This is a genomic window from Xanthomonas sp. 3498 (assembly GCF_014199795.1).
GTDB lineage: Bacteria > Pseudomonadota > Gammaproteobacteria > Xanthomonadales > Xanthomonadaceae > Xanthomonas_A > Xanthomonas_A rydalmerensis.
Window position 1 is genome coordinate 364,583 of sequence record NZ_JACHOH010000002.1, and the last position, 19,660, is coordinate 384,242.

Annotated in this window: 15 protein-coding genes; 7 read left to right on the forward strand and 8 right to left on the reverse strand. The window is 69.1% G+C overall.

The window, feature by feature from the left end:
• The first annotated feature begins 73 nt into the window (after positions 1-73).
• From hrcA to GGR66_RS06720, 6 genes are all read left to right on the forward strand, one after another.
• Positions 74-1,132 carry a heat-inducible transcriptional repressor HrcA gene (gene hrcA / locus GGR66_RS06695; protein WP_160970457.1) on the forward strand — a complete coding sequence of 353 codons (1,059 nt, stop codon included), beginning with the start codon at positions 74-76 and terminating at the stop codon, positions 1,130-1,132.
• A 162-nt stretch (positions 1,133-1,294) separates the two neighbouring features.
• The gene (grpE, locus tag GGR66_RS06700; RefSeq protein WP_160970459.1) at positions 1,295-1,816 is read left to right on the forward strand and encodes a nucleotide exchange factor GrpE; all 522 of its coding nucleotides are present in this window, start codon (positions 1,295-1,297) and stop codon (positions 1,814-1,816) included.
• Between the two features lie 144 nt (positions 1,817-1,960).
• Positions 1,961-3,886 carry a molecular chaperone DnaK gene (dnaK, locus tag GGR66_RS06705; protein WP_160956964.1) on the forward strand — a complete coding sequence of 642 codons (1,926 nt, stop codon included), beginning with the start codon at positions 1,961-1,963 and terminating at the stop codon, positions 3,884-3,886.
• Between the two features lie 160 nt (positions 3,887-4,046).
• On the forward strand, positions 4,047-5,180 hold the full coding sequence (dnaJ, locus tag GGR66_RS06710) for a molecular chaperone DnaJ (RefSeq protein WP_184447719.1): 1,134 nt from the start codon (positions 4,047-4,049) through the stop codon (positions 5,178-5,180).
• A gap of 389 nt (positions 5,181-5,569) precedes the next feature.
• Positions 5,570-6,490 carry a pyridoxal kinase gene (gene pdxY / locus GGR66_RS06715; protein ID WP_184447720.1) on the forward strand — a complete coding sequence of 307 codons (921 nt, stop codon included), beginning with the start codon at positions 5,570-5,572 and terminating at the stop codon, positions 6,488-6,490.
• Positions 6,487-7,599, forward strand: coding sequence for a prephenate dehydrogenase (locus GGR66_RS06720; protein WP_160970465.1), 1,113 nt, complete (start codon positions 6,487-6,489; stop codon positions 7,597-7,599). Before pdxY ends, GGR66_RS06720 begins: the two co-directional genes overlap by 4 nt.
• A gap of 334 nt (positions 7,600-7,933) precedes the next feature.
• Here the strand turns inward: GGR66_RS06720 and GGR66_RS06725 are convergent, their stop codons facing one another.
• From GGR66_RS06725 to GGR66_RS06745, 5 genes are all read right to left on the reverse strand, one after another.
• Entirely contained in the window at positions 7,934-8,146 is a 213-nt protein-coding gene (locus tag GGR66_RS06725) for a hypothetical protein (protein ID WP_184447721.1), read from the reverse strand.
• Positions 8,147-8,262: 116 nt separating this feature from the next.
• A complete protein-coding gene (locus tag GGR66_RS06730; RefSeq protein WP_160970467.1) occupies positions 8,263-10,029 on the reverse strand; it encodes an ABC transporter transmembrane domain-containing protein in 1,767 nt (588 codons plus the stop codon).
• Positions 10,026-10,619, reverse strand: a complete 594-nt coding sequence (locus GGR66_RS06735; protein ID WP_053069767.1) for a YigZ family protein — start codon at positions 10,617-10,619, stop codon at positions 10,026-10,028. The genes GGR66_RS06730 and GGR66_RS06735 overlap by 4 nt, the downstream gene beginning before the upstream one ends.
• A 61-nt stretch (positions 10,620-10,680) precedes the next feature.
• Positions 10,681-11,832 (reverse strand): hypothetical protein, encoded by a 1,152-nt coding sequence (locus tag GGR66_RS06740; protein ID WP_184447722.1) that lies wholly within the window; start codon positions 11,830-11,832, stop codon positions 10,681-10,683.
• Positions 11,829-12,383 carry an RNA polymerase sigma factor gene (locus GGR66_RS06745; RefSeq protein WP_184447723.1) on the reverse strand — a complete coding sequence of 185 codons (555 nt, stop codon included), beginning with the start codon at positions 12,381-12,383 and terminating at the stop codon, positions 11,829-11,831. The genes GGR66_RS06740 and GGR66_RS06745 overlap by 4 nt, the downstream gene beginning before the upstream one ends.
• Before the next feature lie 216 nt (positions 12,384-12,599).
• Here GGR66_RS06745 and GGR66_RS06750 point away from each other — a divergent pair, with 216 nt between their 5' ends.
• The gene (locus GGR66_RS06750) at positions 12,600-15,485 is read left to right on the forward strand and encodes an EAL domain-containing protein (protein WP_184447724.1); all 2,886 of its coding nucleotides are present in this window, start codon (positions 12,600-12,602) and stop codon (positions 15,483-15,485) included.
• A 543-nt stretch (positions 15,486-16,028) separates the two neighbouring features.
• Here the strand turns inward: GGR66_RS06750 and GGR66_RS06755 are convergent.
• The 3 genes from GGR66_RS06755 to sucB form a co-directional block, all read right to left on the reverse strand.
• Entirely contained in the window at positions 16,029-16,622 is a 594-nt protein-coding gene (locus GGR66_RS06755) for a TIGR00730 family Rossman fold protein (RefSeq protein WP_184447725.1), read from the reverse strand.
• 217 nt (positions 16,623-16,839) lie between these two features.
• Positions 16,840-18,297, reverse strand: coding sequence for a dihydrolipoyl dehydrogenase (lpdA, locus tag GGR66_RS06760; RefSeq protein WP_184447726.1), 1,458 nt, complete (start codon positions 18,295-18,297; stop codon positions 16,840-16,842).
• Between the two features lie 111 nt (positions 18,298-18,408).
• Positions 18,409-19,623 carry a dihydrolipoyllysine-residue succinyltransferase gene (sucB, locus tag GGR66_RS06765; protein WP_184447727.1) on the reverse strand — a complete coding sequence of 405 codons (1,215 nt, stop codon included), beginning with the start codon at positions 19,621-19,623 and terminating at the stop codon, positions 18,409-18,411.
• Positions 19,624-19,660 lie beyond the last annotated feature (37 nt).

A 19,660-nucleotide genomic window follows, 5' to 3' on the forward strand; every position in this document is an offset into this window, starting at 1 on the left:
GGGTAGGTGGGCCAATGACTTGCCAAGCCGGCGTGCAGCCATTATCTAAGGGCCAGTCTCACGGGTTGATTCCATGCGCGCTTCCCCGGTCCATTCCAGCCTCGATCCGCGTGCCCGGCAGCTGCTGCGGACGCTGATCTCGCGCTATATCCGCGACGGCGAGCCGGTCGGCTCGCAGACCCTGGCCCGACACGCCGGCCTGGACGTGAGTCCGGCGACGATCCGCAACATCCTCGCCGACCTGGAGGACGCCGGCCTGCTCAGCTCGCCGCACACCTCGGCCGGGCGCGTGCCCACCGCCACCGGCTACCGGGTGTTCGTCGACAGCCTGGTGCAGATGCGCCCGCCAGCCGAAGGCGAGGTGGCACGGCTGCGCGCGGAGATGGCCAATGCCGCCGGCACCCAGGCGCTGCTGGGCAGTGCCTCGGAATTGCTGTCGGCGATGACCCACTTCGTCGGCGTGGTCAGCGCGCCCAAGCGCGAGCAGTTCGCCTTCCGGCACATCGACTTCGTGCCGCTGGACGCGCGGCGGGTGCTGGCGATCCTGGTGTTCGCCGACAACGAGGTGCAGAACCGGGTCATCGAGCCGCGCAAGGCCTACGAGCCGGCCGAGCTGGAGCAGGTGGCCAATTATCTGAACCGCCATTTCGCCGGGCGCGCGCTGGCCGACATCCGCGCCAGCCTGCTGCGCGACCTGCGCCACGCGCGCGACGAGATGGAGCAGTTGCTGGCGCACAGCGTCGAGCTGGCCGAGCAGGCGCTGGCGCCGGCCGGCGACGACATGGTGCTGGCTGGGCAGACCAAGCTGATGGGCGTGCAGGACCTGTCGGACCTGGAGCGGCTGCGCGAACTGTTCGAGGTCTTCGCCAGCAAGCGCGAGATCCTGCAGCTGCTCGAACGCACCATCCGCGCACCCGGCGTGCGCATCTTCATCGGCGAGGAGACCGGCATGGTGCCGCTGGAGAGCGTGTCGCTGGTGACCGCCCCGTACATGGCCGGCGGCCAGGTGCTGGGCGTGCTCGGCGTGATCGGCCCCAAGCGCATGGACTACGACCGGGTCATCCCCCTGGTCCAGACCGCCGCCGACGTCCTCGGCGCCCGCCTGGACCCGTCCCCGCAAGGCGACCGCTGAGCCAGCGCGCAGGGCACCGCGGCGCCGTCCGCCAGCCGGCGTTTCCGCCGGGCTCGCGCAATCCCAATCCCGACTCCCCAATCCCGGATTCCCTTGAATCCGCCGGCACCGCCCACATAGGTGGTCCGGTAAGGCGGGACGCACCCCGCCAGGGACCCGGACATGACGCAAGAACACCCCGAATTCGATTCCGAACACCTGACCGAGGCGCAGCAGCCCTCGACCGATCCGCTGCAGGCGGAAGTGGAGACGCTGCGCAGTGAGCTGGCCCTGGTCAAGGCCGACGTCCTGCGCGAGCGGGCCGACCTGGAGAACCAGCGCAAGCGCATCGCCCGCGACGTGGAGCAGGCGCGCAAGTTCGCCAACGAGCGCCTGCTCGGCGACCTGTTGCCGGTGTTCGACAGTCTGGATGCGGGCCTGACCGCCGCCGGCAGCGAGCCCAGCCCGCTGCGCGACGGCCTGGAGCTGACCTACAAGCAGCTGCTCAAGGTCGCCGCCGACAACGGCCTGACCCTGCTCGACCCGACCGGCGAGCCGTTCAACCCGGAGCATCACCAGGCGATCAGCCAGGCCGAGGCCGAGGGCGTCGCCCCGGGCCACGTGATCCAGGTGTTCCAGAAGGGCTACCTGCTCAACGACCGCCTGCTGCGGCCCGCCCTGGTGGTGGTGGCCAAGCACGACTGAGTTCGCGGCCGCCCGCGCCTGAACCCGGTGCGGCGGCAGTGGAACGCTAATTTGCGGCGATGGCTTGAATGACTGGCGGCCATCCCTATATCCGAACCAGATCCCGGCACTGGCCGGCTACACGACCTTTCAGGAGTCATTGCAATGGGCAAGATCATCGGCATCGACCTGGGCACGACCAACTCGTGCGTGGCGATCATGGACGGCGGCAAGGCCCGCGTCATCGAGAATTCCGAGGGTGACCGCACCACGCCTTCGATCGTCGCCTACACCAAGGACGGCGAAGTGTTGGTGGGCGCCTCGGCCAAGCGCCAGGCCGTCACCAACCCCAAGAACACCTTCTATGCAGTCAAGCGCCTGATCGGCCGCAAGTTCACCGACGCCGAGGTGCAGAAGGACATCGGCCTGGTCCCGTACGGCATCGTCCAGCACGACAACGGCGACGCCTGGGTGGCCACCGCCGACGGCCGCAAGCTGGCCTCGCAGGAAATCTCCGCGCAGGTGCTGGAGAAGATGAAGAAGACCGCCGAGGCGTTCCTGGGCGAGACCGTCACCGAGGCGGTCATCACCGTGCCGGCGTACTTCAACGACAGCCAGCGCCAGGCGACCAAGGACGCCGGCCGCATCGCCGGCCTGGACGTCAAGCGCATCATCAACGAGCCGACCGCCGCGGCGCTGGCCTACGGCCTGGACAAGGGCCAGGGCGGCGACCGCAAGATCGCGGTGTACGACCTGGGCGGCGGCACCTTCGACGTGTCGATCATCGAGATCGCCAACGTCGACGGCGAGAAGCAGTTCGAAGTGCTGGCCACCAACGGCGACACCTTCCTGGGCGGCGAAGACTTCGACAAACGCGTCATCGACTACCTGGTGGAAGAGTTCAACAAGGATCAGGGCATCGACCTGCGCAAGGATCCGCTGGCGCTGCAGCGCCTGAAGGACGCCGCCGAGCGCGCCAAGATCGAGCTGTCGTCCTCGCAGCAGACCGAAGTCAACCTGCCGTACGTCACCGCCGACGCGTCGGGCCCGAAGCACCTCAACATCAAGCTGACCCGGGCCAAGCTCGAGGCGCTGGTGGAGGACCTGGTCAAGCGCACCATCGACCCGTGCCGCACCGCGCTGAACGACGCCGGCCTGCGCGCCAGCGACATCACCGAGGTGATCCTGGTCGGTGGGCAGACCCGCATGCCGAAGGTGCAGCAGGCGGTGGCCGAGTTCTTCGGCAAGGAGCCGCGCAAGGACGTCAACCCCGACGAGGCCGTGGCGCTGGGCGCCGCGATCCAGGGCGGCGTGCTGGCCGGCGACGTCAAGGACGTGCTGCTGCTCGACGTGACCCCGCTGAGCCTGGGCATCGAGACCCTGGGCGGCGTGTTCACCAAGATCATCGAGAAGAACACCACCATCCCGACCAAGGCCTCGCAGGTGTTCTCCACCGCCGAGGACAACCAGTCGGCGGTGACCGTGCACGTGCTGCAGGGCGAGCGCGAACAGGCCCGCTACAACAAGTCGCTGGCCAAGTTCGACCTGTCCGGCATCGAGCCGGCGCCGCGCGGCCTGCCGCAGGTGGAGGTGTCCTTCGACATCGACGCCAACGGCATCCTGCACGTGTCGGCCAAGGACAAGAAGACCAACAAGGAACAGAAGGTCGAGATCAAGGCCGGTTCCGGTCTGTCGGACGACGAGATCCAGCGGATGGTCGCCGACGCGGAAGCCAACCGCGAGGAAGACAAGAAGTTCCACGAGCTGGTGCAGGCGCGCAACCAGGCCGACGGCCTGATCCACGCCACCCGCAGCGCGATCACCGAGCACGGCAGCAAGGTCGGCGGCGACGTGATCGGCAAGGTCGAGTCGGCGCTGGCGGACCTGGAAACCGCGATGAAGGGCGACGACAAGGGCCAGATCGAGGCCAAGACCAAGGCGCTGGAAGAGGCCGGTCAGTCGCTGTACGCGGCCGCGGCGGCGGGCGAGCAGCAGCCGGGCGGCAACGCCGGCGGCGCGCATGCGTCCTCGGCCCAGTCCGACGACGTGGTCGACGCCGAGTTCACCGAGGTCAAGGACGACAAGAAGTAAGGCCGGGATCGGGGATTGGGGATTGGGGATGCGCAAGGCGTCGCCTTGCGGTCTCTGCTCCCGTTCCCTGTCCATGCAGTGCTTGCAGAAGCGGAAGAGCCGAGGCTCTCCGCTTTTGCGTTGAACGAATCTCGACTCCCGAATCTCGAATCCCCGCCCCATGAGCAAACGCGACTATTACGAAGTGCTGGGTGTGGCCCGCACCGCCAGCGACGACGAGCTGAAGAAGGCCTATCGCCGTTGCGCGATGAAGTTCCACCCGGACCGCAATCCCGGCGACCACGCCGCCGAGGCCGCGTTCAAGGAATGCAAGGAAGCCTATGAGGTGCTGTCCGATGGCAACCGCCGGCGCATGTACGACGCGCACGGCCACGCCGCGTTCGAGCACGGCATGGGCGGGATGGGCGGCGGCCCTGGCGGCCCGGACATGGGCGACATCTTCGGCGACATCTTCGGCAACATCTTCGGTGGCGCCGGTGGTGGTGGCGGGCGCGCGCCGCGGCGTGGCGCCGACATCGGCTACGTGCTGGAGTTGGACCTGGAAGAAGCGGTGGCCGGCATCGAGCGCCGCATCGAGATTCCGACCCTGAGCGAATGCGAGCACTGCCACGGCAGCGGCTCGGAGGACGGCAAGGTCGAGACCTGCGTGACCTGCCACGGGCGCGGCCAGGTTCGTATCCAGCGCGGCATCTTCGCCATGCAGCAGACCTGCCCGCATTGTGCCGGCCGCGGCCAGACCGTGCAGAACCCGTGCGGCGTGTGCCATGGCGCCGGGCGCGTGGAAGAGACCAAGGTGCTGTCGGTGAAGATCCCCGCCGGCGTCGACAATGGCGACCGCATCCGCCTGTCGGGTGAGGGCGAAGCGGGTCCGGCCGGCACCCCGCCAGGCGATCTGTACGTGGAAGTGCGGGTGCGTGAGCATCCGATCTTCCAGCGCGACGGCGACGATCTGCACTGCGAGGTGCCGATCCGCATCTCGCAGGCGGCCCTGGGCGACACCGTGCGCGTGGCCACCCTCGGCGGCGAGGCGGAGATCCGCATTCCGGCCGAGACCCAGACCGGCAAGCTGTTCCGCCTGCGCGGCAAGGGCGTGCGTTCGGTGCGCAGCCGCAGCGAAGGCGACCTGTACTGCCGGGTGGTGGTGGAGACGCCGGTCAACCTCACTGCCGACCAGCGCAAGCTGCTGGAGCAGTTCGAGGCCACCTTCACCGGCGAGGACGCGCGCAAGCATTCGCCCAAGTCGGCGACCTTCATCGATGGGGTGAAGGGGTTCTGGGATCGGATGACGTCGTAAGGCTGGGATTCGGGATTGGTGATTCGGGATTCGGGATGGCCAGCCTGCGGCTATTGAAAGCCGGGGTCTTGGATGTTCCCGGTGTTGTTCCGCGTCGCAGTGTTTTTTTGTGGAAGGGGCTTCAGCCCCGATGCGTTATCGCCAAAGCGTCGCGGCTGAAGCCGCTCCTACGCTGGAATGTTCTGCTCGCTGAGCAGAGCGGAAATGGAAACTTTAGATTCCGGATGCGTGGGCTTTTTCCCGCATCCTGGCCCCCGTTGTAGAAGCGGCTTCAGCCGCGACGCTTTCTCGTCGGAGCGTCGCAGCTGAGGCCGTTGTTGCTGAAAGCCTCGCAACGCCACGGATGCGCGCGCCGCTGGGCGTCATTGCGCCGGCGCTACACTACGGCGATGAACACTCCCGCCGACAGTTCCGCCGCCAGTCATCTCATCCATGGTCGCCGCCAGCGACCCGACGGGCCGGTGCCGGTCGACGTCATTTCCGTGCAGTCGCAACTCGTCTACGGCCACGCCGGCAACAGCGCGGCAGTGCCGCCGTTGCGCGCGCTGGGCCTGCGCGTGGCGGAGATTCCGACCACGCTGCTGAGCAATGCGCCGTTCTACGCGACCTTGCGCGGCAAGGTGCTGCCGTCGGACTGGTTCGCCGACCTGCTGCTCGGCGCCAGCGAACGCGGCCTGCCGCAACGCGCGCGCATGCTGGTGTCCGGCTACTTCGGCAGCGTCGGCAATGGCGCCGCCTTCGCCGACTGGCTCGACGCCACGCTGCCGCAGTGCCCGACGCTGCGCTACTGCCTGGACCCGGTGATCGGCGATACGCATACCGGTCCCTACGTGGAACCGGGACTGGAAGCGATCTTCGCCGAGCGCCTGTTGCCGCGTGCGTGGCTGGTGACGCCGAATGCATTCGAACTCGGCCGCCTGACCGGCATGCCGGCGCTGGCCCAGGACGAGGCGATCGCCGCGGCGCGCGTGTTGCTGGCGCGCGGCCCGCAGTGGGTGCTCGCCCACAGCGTCGGCGGCGATGCCGGGCAACTGGTGACGCTGGCGGTGAGCCGCGAGGCGGTCTATCGCTGGTGCTCGCCGCTGCTGCCGGTGGACGTGGCCGGCACCGGCGATGTGCTGATGGCGCTGCTGGTGGCGTTCCTGCTGCGCGGCGACAGTTTCGAAGCGGCGATCGGCCGCGCCATCGCCGGCGTGCATGCGGCGCTGGAGGCGACCCTGGCCGCGGATGTGGAAGAACTGGACGTGCTGGCAGCGGCGCCGGCCGCGCTGGCGACGCCGCTGCGCTTCGTCGCCGAGCGCCTGGCGTGAGTCTGCGCCCGGTCGTCGGCATCGTCGGCAGTGCCGGCGCCTATGGCCGCTGGCTAAGCCGCTTCTTCCGCGAGCGCATGCAGTTGGAGGTGATCGGCCACGACCCGGCAGACCCGCAGTCGCTGGCGCCGGAGGCGCTGCTGCAACAGGCGCAGGTGCTGATCTTCTCCGCCCCGATCCGGCACACGCCGGCGCTGATCGGCGAGTACGTGCAGCGCGCCGGCGGCCGCGAACGCGGCCAGCTGTGGCTGGACGTCACCTCGGTCAAGGCCGCGCCGGTGGCGGCGATGCTGGCCTCGCAGGCGGAAGTGGCCGGGCTGCATCCGATGACGGCGCCGCCGAAGTCGCCCACGCTCAAGGGCCGCGTGCTGGTGGTCTGCGAGGCGCGGGTGGCGCAGTGGCAGCCCTGGCTGCAGCGCATGTGCACGGCGCTGGAAGGCGAGTGCGTGCGCACCACGCCCGAGCACCACGACCGGGTGATGGCGCTGGTGCAGGCGATGGTCCATGCCACGCACCTGGCCCAGGCCGGCGTGCTGCGCGAGCATGCGCCAGCGTTGGGGCCGTTGCAGGCCTTGCTGCCATACCGCTCGGCCTCGTTCGAACTGGACACCGCGATCATCGCGCGCATCCTGGCCCTGAATCCTGCCATCTACGAAGACATTCAGTTCGGCAATCCGCATGTCGGTAGCGTGCTCGATGGACTGATCGCGCAGCTGTCGCGGCTGCGCGACCAGGTCGGCCGCGGCGACGATGCGGCACGTGCGCAGTTCCGCGCGGAGTTCCTCGACGCCAACCGCCAGGCGCTGGGTGAGGCGGCGATCGCCCAGGGCAACTACAGCTACGAGCGGGTGGGATACCTGCTGGCCGATCTGACCGAGCAGATGACGCTCAGCGTGTATCTGCCCGAGGACCGCGCCGGCTCGCTGCGCGCGCTGTTGCACGTGTTCGAACGCCATGGCGTCAACCTGGCCTCGATCCATTCTTCGCGCACGCAGGCGGGCGAACTGCATTTCCGGCTCGGCTTCGATCCGGGCAGCGACGCAGCGGCGGTGCGTGCCGCTGCGGCGGAAATCGATGCCAGCGGGATTGGGCGGGTGCTGGTGGGTTGAGTTGCGCGGTGATTGTCGATTGCGCGATTTCTCGGGTTCACGGTCGCGGCTGAAGCCGCTCCTACAAGGACCCGACGACCTCTACGCTGCCGTAGGAGCGGCTTCAGCCGCGACCGTGCAGCCTGAACCACGTGGGATCACCCGACGGACGACCCACCCCGCAATCCATCCACAGCGCATGTGGATGGTCACGGCGCAAACATGTGGATAACCATCGGCGCGCCTTGCGTGGTGGGCCTGTCAAGTCACCTGGCGAAAAAATGATCAGCGCGTCGCCAGCGCCCCGAACGCCAGAGGCGATGACGGGGCGCGACCACAGCGCGAGGCCGTAGCGCTAGACGGCGGTCAGGGTCAGTTCGCCGCCGGTGGTGACGAACTGCTGGCCGCGGCGGATCAGTTTGCGGCCGTCAGCCAGTTCGTAGCGCAGTCCGCTGTCGACGTGCGGGTCGTGCTGCGCCTGCTGCTGGCGCGGCGCATCGTCCTGGAACTCGGTGATCAGATAGGCCTCGCCGTCGGGACCGAGGGCAGGCAATTGGCGAAAGGACATCGGGAGCCTCCTGTCGAACGCTGCATCAATGCGGGACGCGCCGCGATGGCCGCGACACGCGCGGACCGCAGCAGACGCGGCTCGACCGTAGTCCCGCCCCCGTTAGCGCGGCGTGCTCAGTCGATGAACTGCAGGCGAGCGAGTTCCGCGTACAGCCCGTCCTGCGCCAGCAGCTCGGCGTGGGTGCCCTGCGCGACGATGCGGCCGTGGTCCATCACCACGATGCGGTCGGCCTTGAGCACGGTGGCCAGGCGGTGCGCGATCACCAGGGTGGTGCGTCCGGCCATCAGCCGCTCCAGCGCATGCTGCACGGCATTTTCGCTCTGCGCGTCCAGGGCGCTGGTGGCTTCGTCCAGCAGCAGGATCGGCGCGTCCTTGAGCAGGGCGCGGGCGATGGCGATGCGCTGCTGCTGGCCGCCGGACAGGCGTGCGCCGCGCTCGCCCAGTTCGCTGGCGTAGCCGTCGGGCAACTGTCGCAGGAACGCATCGGCTTCGGCCGCGCGCGCCGCGGCCTCGACCTCGGCCTCGCTGGCCTCGAGCCGGCCGTAGCGGATGTTGTCGGCGGCGCTGGCGGCGAACAGGGTCGGGTGCTGCGGCACCAGCCCGATCGCCTCGCGCAGCTGCGATGGATCCAATGTGCGCAGGTCGCGGCCGTCCACCTGCACGCTGCCCGATTGCGGATCGTGGAAGCGCATCAGCAGCGCCAGCACCGTGCTCTTGCCGGCGCCGGAGGGGCCGACCAGCGCCACGCTCTCGCCGGGCCGCACGTGCAGATCGAAGCCGTCCAGCGCCGGGTGGTCTGGGCGCTGCGGATAGCGGAAGCTGACGTTGTCGAAGCGCACCTCGCCGCGCAGCGGCTGCGGCAGCGCAAGCGGCTGCGCCGGCGCGACGATTTCGGGGCGTTCCTGAAACAGTTCGGCGATGCGGCCCATGCCACCGGCCGCGCGCTGCAGGTCGTTCCAGACTTCGGCCAGCGAGGCGACCGAGCCGCCGCCGAACATGGCGTACAGCACGAACTGGCCGAGCGCGCCGGCGCTGAGTTCGCCGGCGGCCACTTCGTGCGCGCCCGACCACAGCACCAGCACGATGGCGCCGAAGATCAGCACGATCGCGGCGGCGGTGATCACTGCCTGCGCGCCGACCCGGCGTCGCGCCACCGCCACGGTCTGCGCAAGCGCCTCGCCGAAGCGGCCGCGTTCGTACCTTTCGCGCGCATACGCCTGCACCGTGCGCACCGCGCCCAGGGTCTCGGCGGCCAGGGTGTTGGCGTCGGCGACGCGATCCTGGCTGGCGCGCGAGATCTTCTGCAGCCGCCGCGCGCCGAGCACGATCGGCAAGACCGCCAGCGGGATGCCGAGCAGGGTATAGGCGGCCAGATGCGGGCTGGTGACGCACAGCATCACCACGCTGCCGATCGCCGTGACCGTGCTGCGCAACGCCACCGACATGGTGCTGCCGATCACCCCGCGCAGCAGTTCGCTGTCGGCGGACAGGCGCGAGACCAGTTCGCCGCTGCGGTTGCGGTCGTGGAAGCCGGCATGCAGGCCGATCAGATGCGTGTACAGGCGTTCGCGCAGATCGGCGACCACCTTCTCGCCGAGCAGCGACACGAAGTAGAAGCGCGTGGCGGTGGCCACCGCCAGCACCAGCGCGACCGCGAACAGCAGGGCGAAGGACTGATTGATGCGGCTGCTGTCGCTGAAGCCGTGGTCGATCATCTGCCGCACCGCCACCGGCAGGCTCAGCGTGGCGCTGGAGGAGATCGCCAGCGCCACCAGCCAGGCGACGAGCAGGCCGCGCCGACGACGCACGAACGGCCACAGGGTGCGCAGGCTGCCGAGTCTGCGCAGCGACTTGGCCTGGTCGGCCGACGGGGTGTTCATGCGGGGGCGGGTTCCGAACAGCGGACACGATTGCGAGTGGCGTCGCGCAGGCGGGTTTTCAAGGCGTCCACGCGATCGCTGGGCAGGCGCAGGCGCAGTTCGGCGCCGCCGGCATCGAAGCGTTCATCGAGTTTCTCCGCGGCGCAGGCGCTCAGCGCGGCATGCACCGCGCCCAGGTCGTCGAAGCCGCAGTGCAGGGTGAGCAGGCTCAAGGCCAGCAGCGGTTGCCGCGGCGCCAGCCGCAGGCATTCTGCGGCGCTGCCGCCGTAGGCGCGGACCAGGCCGCCGGCGCCGAGCTTGATGCCGCCGTACCAGCGTGTGACCACCACCACCACGCGGTCGAAGCCCTGGCCGTCGATCGCCGCCAGGATCGGGCGGCCGGCGGTACCGGCCGGCTCGCCGTCGTCGCTGGAGCGGTACTCGTCGCCATGGCGGTAGGCCCAGCAATTGTGGGTGGCGTCGGCCACCGTCACCTGTTGCAGGAACGCCAGGGCCGCACCGGCGTCGGCGATCGGTGCGGCGTGGGCCAGGAAGCGACTGTGCTTGATCTCCACGCTGTGGCTGACGGGGTGCGGGAGCGTATCGGGCATCGGCGGCATTGTAGACGAGACGCGACGCCGGCCTGCTGCGCAGGCGCCGGCACCACGCCGCTCAGTCCTGCAACAGCCTGCGCAGGTCGGCGGGCACCGCGCGGTGCGGGTGTGTGCGCTGGAAGCGCAGCAGGCTGGCACGGGCGGCGTCCAGTTCGCCGCTGTCGCGGCGCTCGCGGATCCGCTGCAGCCAGCGGCGTGGCGACAGCTGCGCGTCTGCCTCCACTGCCACCTCCACTGCGGCTGCGGCGGGCAGGGGCTGCGGCAACGCGGCAGCGGGCGCAGCAGGCGACGTCGATGGGCGCAGCGAGAGGGCATCTGACGATTCGGCCGCACTGGCCTGCGTGCGCGCGGAGTTCGCCAGCTTGGCCTGGCGGGCGTTGTCGCTGGGTGCGCTGCGGGCCAAGCTGTCCTGCGCCGTTGTCGCGCGCGCCGGTGCGCGCAAGGTCTTCGCGGCAGGGACGGCTTGCTGTTCGGTAGCCGGTTCCGGAGACGACTCGCTGCTGTCGGCCGCGATGGCCGGCGGCGGTGGGGCCGGGGTCGGCGGTGCCGCGGGCGTCACCACGGCCGCTGGTGCGGGAGGCGTCATGCTCTGCGCGGGCGTCGGCTTGTGCGCCTGCGGTGCACGCTCCGGTAGTGGTGCGGCAGGTGCCTCCGTGGCCATACGCGCCGAGGCCGCAGGGGCGGGAACTGCTGTCTCGGAGGCCGCCGCCGCGTCGGTGGCCTGCGCCTGCTGCTCTGAGGAAGGTGCCGGCGATGCGACGGGCGCAGGCCTGGCGTCGGTGGTGGGAGCGGCTGCCGGCGCAGGCGCAGGCACCGCTGCCGGTGCGGGGGCCGGCACGGAGGGCGCCGGCGGGCGCGCGCGCCAGGCGATGCCCGCCACCAGCACCAGCGAGGCGGCCAGGCCGAGCCAGGTCGGCCAGCGCGAGCGCGCTGCGGCGCGCGGCGCGGGGGGCGGCGCTGTGGGGAGAGAGGTCGTTGCCGACGCTGGTGCCGGTATCGGCGTGGGCGTCGCCGCGGCGGTCTGCGCCCGAGCCCTTTCCGCAGCGCTGCTGGGATATTCCGCGATCTCGTTGGCACCCGGCGCGACCGCCGCGCGCGCGGCGGCCAGGATCGCCGCATCCAGCGCCGGCGGCGGCAGCGCCTGCCGGCCCAGGCGCAAGTGTTCGGCGAGCGCGCGCTCTTCCGGGGTCAGCGGTTCGTCGGCGCTCATCCGCCCAACCTCGCGCGCAGTTTGTCCATCGCATAACGCAGCCGCGACTTGACCGTCTCGCGGCCGACACCGGTGATCTGCCCGATCTCGTCCAGGCTCAATTCCTGCTCCAGGCGCAGCAGCAGCACGTCGCGTTGCTCCTCGGGAAGCGCATCCAGGGCCAGTTGCAGTTGGCGCCGTTGTTCGAAGGCCGACAATTGCCGCTCCGGGGTGTCGGGGTCCTGCACGCGGGCCGTGCGCAGGTCGGCGTTGGCCGGTGCCGGCGGACGATGCCTGGCCGCGCGCCAATGGTCGCCGAGCCGATTGTGGGCGATGCGCAGCAGCCAGGTGGTGAACGCGGCCTGCGGCTGCCATTCCAGGCGTGCGGCGATCACCCGCTGCCACACGTCCTGGAACAGTTCTTCGGCCAGCGCACGGTCGCGCAGCTGCCGCAGCAGGTACTGGTACAGGCGGCCGCGGTGACGCAGGTACAAGGTCTCGAACGCACGCGCGTCGCCGGCCGCGTAGGCCAGCATCAGGGCTTCGTCGCTCGCTTCGACCGGGGCGTCCACGGCGGCAAGCCTAAGCGTTCCCCGGGCCGGCGCATAGTCGGGAGGCGGGAGCCGCGACGCGGGCGGCGATGGCGGAAGTTCGGGCAACATCTGTAGACAAACGCCCATCTCGCCACTTCGGAGTCGAGCGGGCGTCGATCGGCGCATGCAACGGGTATGCTGATGTGAAGGGCGAGCGTGGAGCAGTTCCGGGGGGCCCTGCAGGAGTTGTCGTCGATGCTGTTCAATTCGTCCACCACCGTCCGTGAAGACCCCTCTGGCGGCCATGCTCCCGCCCGCACGGCGCAGGCCTTGTGCGGCCTGCTGCCGCCGGGCAGCGCCGTGGCGATCGGCTGCGGCGACGGCGTGGTCGGCCGCCTGCACGGGGCCAGCGCGGATGCGCCGGGGTGGTTGCAGGCGCTGGTCGCGGAGGCGCTGGCCGATACCGCGCCGCTGCCGTCGACGGTGCCGGCCGTGCTGCACCTGCACCGCACCGCCGAGGGCGCCTGCGTGGCCATCGGCGCGGAACTGGCGCACCCCCTGGATGAGGCGCAACGCGCGGCCTGGTGCGATGCCGCGGTCGCCTTCGGCCTGAATCTGCTCGACACCGAGCGCATGCGCGCGCGCATCGAGGGCCTGGAAAAATCCAAGCAGCTGCAGCAGGCGCTGTACGAGATCGCCGACCTGGCCGGCGCCGATCTGGAAATGAGCCAGATGCTGCAGCGCGTGCACGCCGTGCTGGAATCGCTGATGTATGCGGAGAACTGCTACATCGTCGAGTACGACGAAGACCAGCAGAGCATGCGCTTCCTGTATTTCTCCGACCGCCACGACGACTTCGTCGCCGATCCGGAGCAGACCTACTTCCTGCGCGACATGCCGTACAGCCTCACCTTCGCCCTGCTGCGCCACGGCCGCGCGGTGCGCGGGCCGTCGGAACAGGTGCGCGAACGCCTGCAGTTGGGCGACAACATCGGCCACGGTCCGGAGAGTCGCGACTGGCTCGGCGTGCCGATGCTGCGCGAAGGCAGGGTGTGCGGCGCCATCGTGGTGCAGAACTACGACTACGCGTTGCGCTACACCGATGCCGACCGCGCGCTGCTGGCCTACGTGGCGCAGCACGTGCAGACCGCAATGGACCGGCGCCACGCGCAGGTGCAGCTGGAGCGGCGGGTGGACCTGCGCACACAGGAACTGCAGCGGGCCAACTGCGACCTGCAGGACGAGATCCAGGAGCGCAAGCGTGCCGAGATGTTGCAGTTGGCGCTGTTCCGCATCGCCGAGCTGGCGATCCGGTCGGAGAGCCTGCAGCAGTTCTACACCGAGGTGCATGCCATCATCGGTGGGCTGATCGACGCACGCAATCTGTACATCGCCCTGCTGTCCGACGACGACACCATGCTGGAGTTCGTGTATTCGGTGGACGAGTTCACCCCGTACCGGCCGCAACGGCGCCGCGGCCGCGGCCTGACCGAATACGTTATGCGGGTGCGGCGCCCGCAACTGCTCGAACTGTCCGACATCGATGCCTTGCTGGCGCAGGGCGAGGTGCAGGAATACGGCCAGCGTCCCTACAGCTGGCTGGGCGCGCCGCTGTTCGACGAGGGCGAGGTAATCGGCGCGATCGTGGTGCAGAGCTACGTCGCCAAGGTGCGCTTCACCGAGCACGACCAGCGCCTGCTGACCTTCGTCGCGCACAACGTCGGCAGCGGCCTGGCGCGGCAGCGCGCGCAGGAGCGGTTGCGGCTGGCGCATGCGGAGCTGGAGCAGCGCGTGGACGAGCGCACCCGCGAACTGGCCGAGGTCAACGAGCAGTTGCTGGCGCAGATCGCCGAACGCTGGCGCGCCGAGCAGCGCCTGACCCATCAGGCGCTGCACGATGCGCTGACCGGCTTGCCGAACCGCTCGCATCTGCTGGACCGGCTCAGCGAGGCGATCTCGCGTGCCCGCGGCGGCGGCAGGACCTTCGCCGTGCTGTTCCTGGACCTGGACCGGTTCAAGCTGGTCAACGACAGCATCGGCCACGCTGCCGGCGACGAGATGCTGGTGCAGGTGGCCAAGCGCATCGTGTCCACGATCCGCGGCCAGGACGTGGTGGCGCGCCTGGGCGGCGACGAGTTCGCGGTGCTGACGCCCTGCGAGCACGGCCTGGATGGTGCGCGCGAGCTGGCGCGACGCCTGCTGCACGTGCTCGGCCAACCGATGTGGGTGGCCGGCCGCGAACTGTTTCCGTCCGGCAGCCTGGGCATCGCCGCCTGGCATCCGCGCTACCACAACGGCGAGGAGATGCTGCGCGATGCGGACGCGGCCATGTACCGGGCCAAGGCGCAGAGCCAGGACCGCTGCGTCGTGTTCGACGAGGCCATGCGCGAGGCGGCGCTGCGCAGCCTCGATTTGGAGGCGGACCTGCGTCGTGCGATCAACAACCGCGACTTCGAGCCGTTCTACCAGCCGATCGTGCGCCTGCACGATGGCGAGGTGATCGGCCACGAAGCCCTGTTGCGCTGGCGTCACGAGAGCCGCGGGCTGCTGGTGCCGAGCCAGTTCATCGACCTGGGCGAGGAGAGCGGCCTGATCGAGCAGGTGGACTGGCTGCTGTACGCGCAGGTGATCCGGCGCCTGGCGCAGAGCGAGGGCGGCTACGTCTCAGTCAACGTCTCGCCGCGGCACTTCCGCTCGCCGGATTTCACCGAGCGGCTGTTCGGGCTGATCGACACCGCCGGCGCCGATCCGCGCCGCCTGCGCGTGGAAATCACCGAGGTGGCGCTGCTCGACGACGCGCCACGCACCCTGACCATCCTGCAGGCCTTGCGCGAGCGCGGCGTGCTGGCGCAGCTGGACGACTTCGGCACCGGCTTCTCGGCGCTGTCGTACCTGCACCGCTTCCCGATCTCGGTGCTGAAGATCGACCAGAGCTTCGTCGCCGGCCTGCAGGACGAGGGGAGCACCGGCAGCCACGCACTGGTGCGCGGCATCCTCGCCCTGGCCAGCACGCTGGGCATCGAGACGGTGGGCGAGGGCATCGAGACCGAACAACAACTGGCGACCCTGCGCGAACTGGGCTGCGATTATGGGCAGGGCTATCTGCTCGGGCGCCCGGCCGCCGCGCCGCAACAGCTTTGAGGCGATCGCATGCGGAGCGCGTCGCCATGCGCGTGGTGCTCGCTGTCGGCACGCGCGCATTGGCCGCAGCTCGCTGTATTGCGGCGCGTTTGTTCGATTCGCGCCTCCGTCATCCCGGACGCTGGAGTGAACGACGGTTTCGCCATCGCCGCTTGTCGCGTAGGAGCGGCTTCAGCCGCGACGGGCGTTCCCGGTAAAGCCCGGTCGCGGCTGAAGCCGCTCCTACAGGGCGCTTCCTGTCGTCATGTGAGGTGCCCTAAGCGCGACACCGAGGGCCCTGCGCTCGCCGCCGACACGCTGCCTTGGGTTTCAATGCAACGCGTTGCGGTGCTTTTCGTCGAGCCGCGCCGCGCCACGGGAGTAGTGAGGCGCCGGAATCTATAACGCGTCGCCACGCGCCAGTCGCTAACCGCTGATCCGATGCTCTCAACGCAGCGCGTTCCGGCGCTTTTCGTCGATCCGCGCCGCACAACGGGAGTAGTGAGACGCCGAAATTCGTAACGCGTCGCCACGCGCCAAGTGCTTACCGCCGATCGGCCGCTCTTAGCGCAGCGCGTTGCGGCGCTTTTCGTCAATCCATTTCGACGCCTGCGCCGGCGTGTACTCCCGCATCCAGCCCAGCATCGTCTCGATGTCGCTGCCGTACCACAGGTCGGCGCGCTGGTCCGGGTGCAGGAAGCGTTCCTCCACCATGCGATCGATCATGCCGATCAGCGGGGCGTAGAAGCCTTCCACGTCGAGGAAGGCACAGGGCTTGTTGCCGATGCCGAGCTGGCGCCAGGTCAGCATCTCGAAGATTTCTTCCATGGTGCCGAAGCCGCCGGGCAGCGCGACGAAGGCATCGGACAGGTCGAACATGCGCGACTTGCGTTCGTGCATCGAGCCGACGATCTCCAGCTCGGTGAGGCCGCGGTGCGCCACTTCCCAGTCGGCCAGTTGCTTGGGAATCACGCCGGTGACCTCGCCGCCGGCGGCGAGCACCGCATTGGCCACGGTGCCCATCAGGCCGACATTGCCGCCGCCATAGACCAGGCGCAGCCCCTGCTCGGCGATGCGCGTGCCCAGCGCGGTGGCGCGTTCGACGTAGGCGGGCTTGTTGCCGGCATTGGAGCCGCAGTAGACGCAGATGCTTTTCATGGGATTGGGGAGTCGGGATTGGGGATTCGTAAAAGCGGTGGGTTTGTCGGGGCGCTGATGCTGCCGGAACGGGCGCCGGTCATCGCTTGATCGCTTCACGCGTGCGGCGATCCGCAAAGCACAACGCCGGGCATGTGCCCGGCGTTGCGCGGCTGCCGGGCGGGGCAGGAGAGGGGCGCTGTTGCGAATCCCCACTCCCAAATCCCCAATCCCAGCCTCAATTGGCCTTATGGATCGCCCGCTTGCTCACCGCCATGGCCGCGTCGTGGATCGCTTCGGACAGGGTGGGGTGGGCGTGGCAGATGCGCGCCAGGTCGTCGGCCGAGCCGTTGAACTCCATGGTCAGCACGCCTTCGTGGACCAGTTCGGAGACGCCGACGCCGACCAGGTGCATGCCCAGGACGCGGTCGGTCTCGGCGTGGGCGATGACCTTGACGAAGCCCGCCGGCTCGCCCATCGCCACCGCACGGCCGATCGCCGCGAACGGGAAGCTGCCGGCCTTGTACGGCACGCCCTCGGCCTTGAGCTGCTGCTCGGTCTTGCCGACCCAGGCGATTTCCGGCTCGGTGTAGATGACCCACGGAATGGTGTCGAAGTTGACGTGGCCGGGCAGGCCGGCGATCAGTTCGGCGACCGCGATGCCTTCCTCGAAGCCCTTATGCGCCAGCATCGGCCCGCGCACGCAGTCGCCGATCGCCCACACGCCGTCGACGCCGGTGTGGCAGTGCGCATCGACCTCGATCTGGCCGCGCTCGTTGACCTTGACGCCGGTGCCGTCGGCCAGCAGCCCCTTGGTGGCGGCACGGCGGCCGACGGCCACCAGCAGCTTGTCCACGGTCAGGCTCTTCTCGCCTTCGCCATCGGCGTAGGTGACGACCACTTCCTGCTTCTTGCCCTTTCCGGTGATCTCGGTCTTGGAGACCTTGGCGCCGAGCTTGATGTCCAGGCCCTGCTTCTTGAATTCCTTCAGCGCGGTCTTGGCCACTTCGGCATCGGCCAGGGACAGGAAGTCCGGCAGCGCCTCGAGGATGGTGACCTCGGCGCCCAGGCGCTTCCACACGCTGCCCAGTTCCAGGCCGATCACGCCGGCGCCGATCACGGCCAGGCGCTTGGGCACCTCGGTGAAGTCCAGCGCGCCGACGTTGTCGACGATGGTCTCGCCGTCGAACTTGGCGAACGGCAGTTCGATCGAATCCGAACCGGCGGCCAGGATCACGTTGGTGCCCTTCAGCTCGACTTCGCTGCCGTCGTGCTGCTTGACCTTGACCACGTTGCCCGGCTGCCCCGCGTTTGCTTGGAGCTCGCCGAAGCCGTAGTACGGGGTGATCTTGTTCGCCTTGAACAGCATCGCGATGCCGCCGGTGAACTGCTTGACGATCTTGTCCTTGCGGCCGACCATCGCCGCGACGTCGATCTTGGCATCCTTGAAGCTGATGCCGTGCTCGCCGAACAGGTGGCCCATGTTCCAGAACTGGCGCGAGGAGTCCAGCAGCGCCTTGGACGGGATGCAGCCCACGCGCAGGCAGGTACCGCCCAGCGCCGGCTTGCCGTCCTTGCCCAGCGCCGCGTCGATGCACGCGGTCTTCAGGCCCAGCTGCGCGGCGCGGATGGCCGCGTGATAGCCGGCAGGACCGGCACCGATGACGACGACGTCGAATTGTTCTTGTTCGCTCATTCTTCGCTCACGAGATTAGGAATTGGGGATTGGGGATTCGCAAGAGCGGGCACCGGGGAACGGGAGCGCTTGCGCCAATCCCGAATCCCCAATCCCCAATCCCGGCTTTCATCACAGACCGAACAGCATCCGGCCCGGGTTTTCCAGCTGGTTCTTGATGTCGACCAGGAACTGCACCGAGTCCTTGCCGTCGATGATGCGGTGGTCGTAGGACAGCGCCAGGTACATCATCGGCGCGATCACGACCTGGCCGTTCTCGGCGATCGGACGCTCCTTGATCGCGTGCATGCCCAGGATCGCGCTCTGCGGCGGGTTGATGATCGGGGTCGACAGCAGCGAGCCGAAGGTGCCGCCGTTGGTCACGGTGAAGGTGCCGCCCTGCAGTTCTTCCAGGCTCAGCTTGCCGTCGCGCGCCTTCTTGGCGTAGTCGGCGATGCCCTGTTCGATGTCGGCGAAGGACTGCCGCTCGACGTTGCGCAGCACCGGCGTGACCAGGCCCTTGTCGGTGGACACGGCGATGGAGATGTCGCTGTAGCCGTGATAGATGATGTCGTCGCCGTCGATCGAGGCGTTGACCAGCGGGAAGCGCTGCAGCGCGTTGGCCGCGGCCTTGACGAAGAAGCTCATGAAGCCGAGCTTGATGCCGTGCGCCTTCTGGAACTCGTCCTGCAGTTCCTTGCGCGCGGCCGAGACCTTGGCCAGGTTGACCTCGTTGAAGGTGGTCAGCATCGCGGTCGAGTTCTTCGACTGCATCAGGCGTTCGGCGATGCGCTTGCGCACGCGGGTCATCGGCACGCGCTCTTCCGGACGTGCGCCGCTGGCCTTGCCGGCACCGCCGTTCTTGGCGTAGTTGAGGATGTCTTCCTTGGTCACCGCGCCGCGGCGGCCGGTGCCTTCGACCTGCGACGGATCCACGCCCTCGGTGATGGCGCTGAAACGCGCGCCCGGCGGCAGGCTGGAGACGTCGCCAGCGGCCTTCGGCGCGTCGGCCTTGGCGGCCTTCGGCGCTTCCGCGGCCGCCGCCTTGGGCGCCTCGGCCTTCGGCGCCTCGGCGACCTTGGCGTCGGCCGGAGCCGCAGCGGCGGTGGCGCCTTCCTCGATGATCGCCAGCAACTGCGAACTGGTCACGGTGGCGCCGGCTTCGAACTTGATCTCCTTCAGCACGCCATCGACGGGCGAGGGCACTTCCAGCACGACCTTGTCGGTCTCCAGATCCACCAGGTTCTCGTCGCGCTTGACCGCGTCGCCGGCCTTCTTGTGCCAGCTGGCGATGGTGGCGTCGGATACGGATTCGGGCAGTACCGGAACTTTGACTTCGGTGGCCATTGCAGGGGGCGTCCTAGTGGTGTCTTTTTTGGAATGT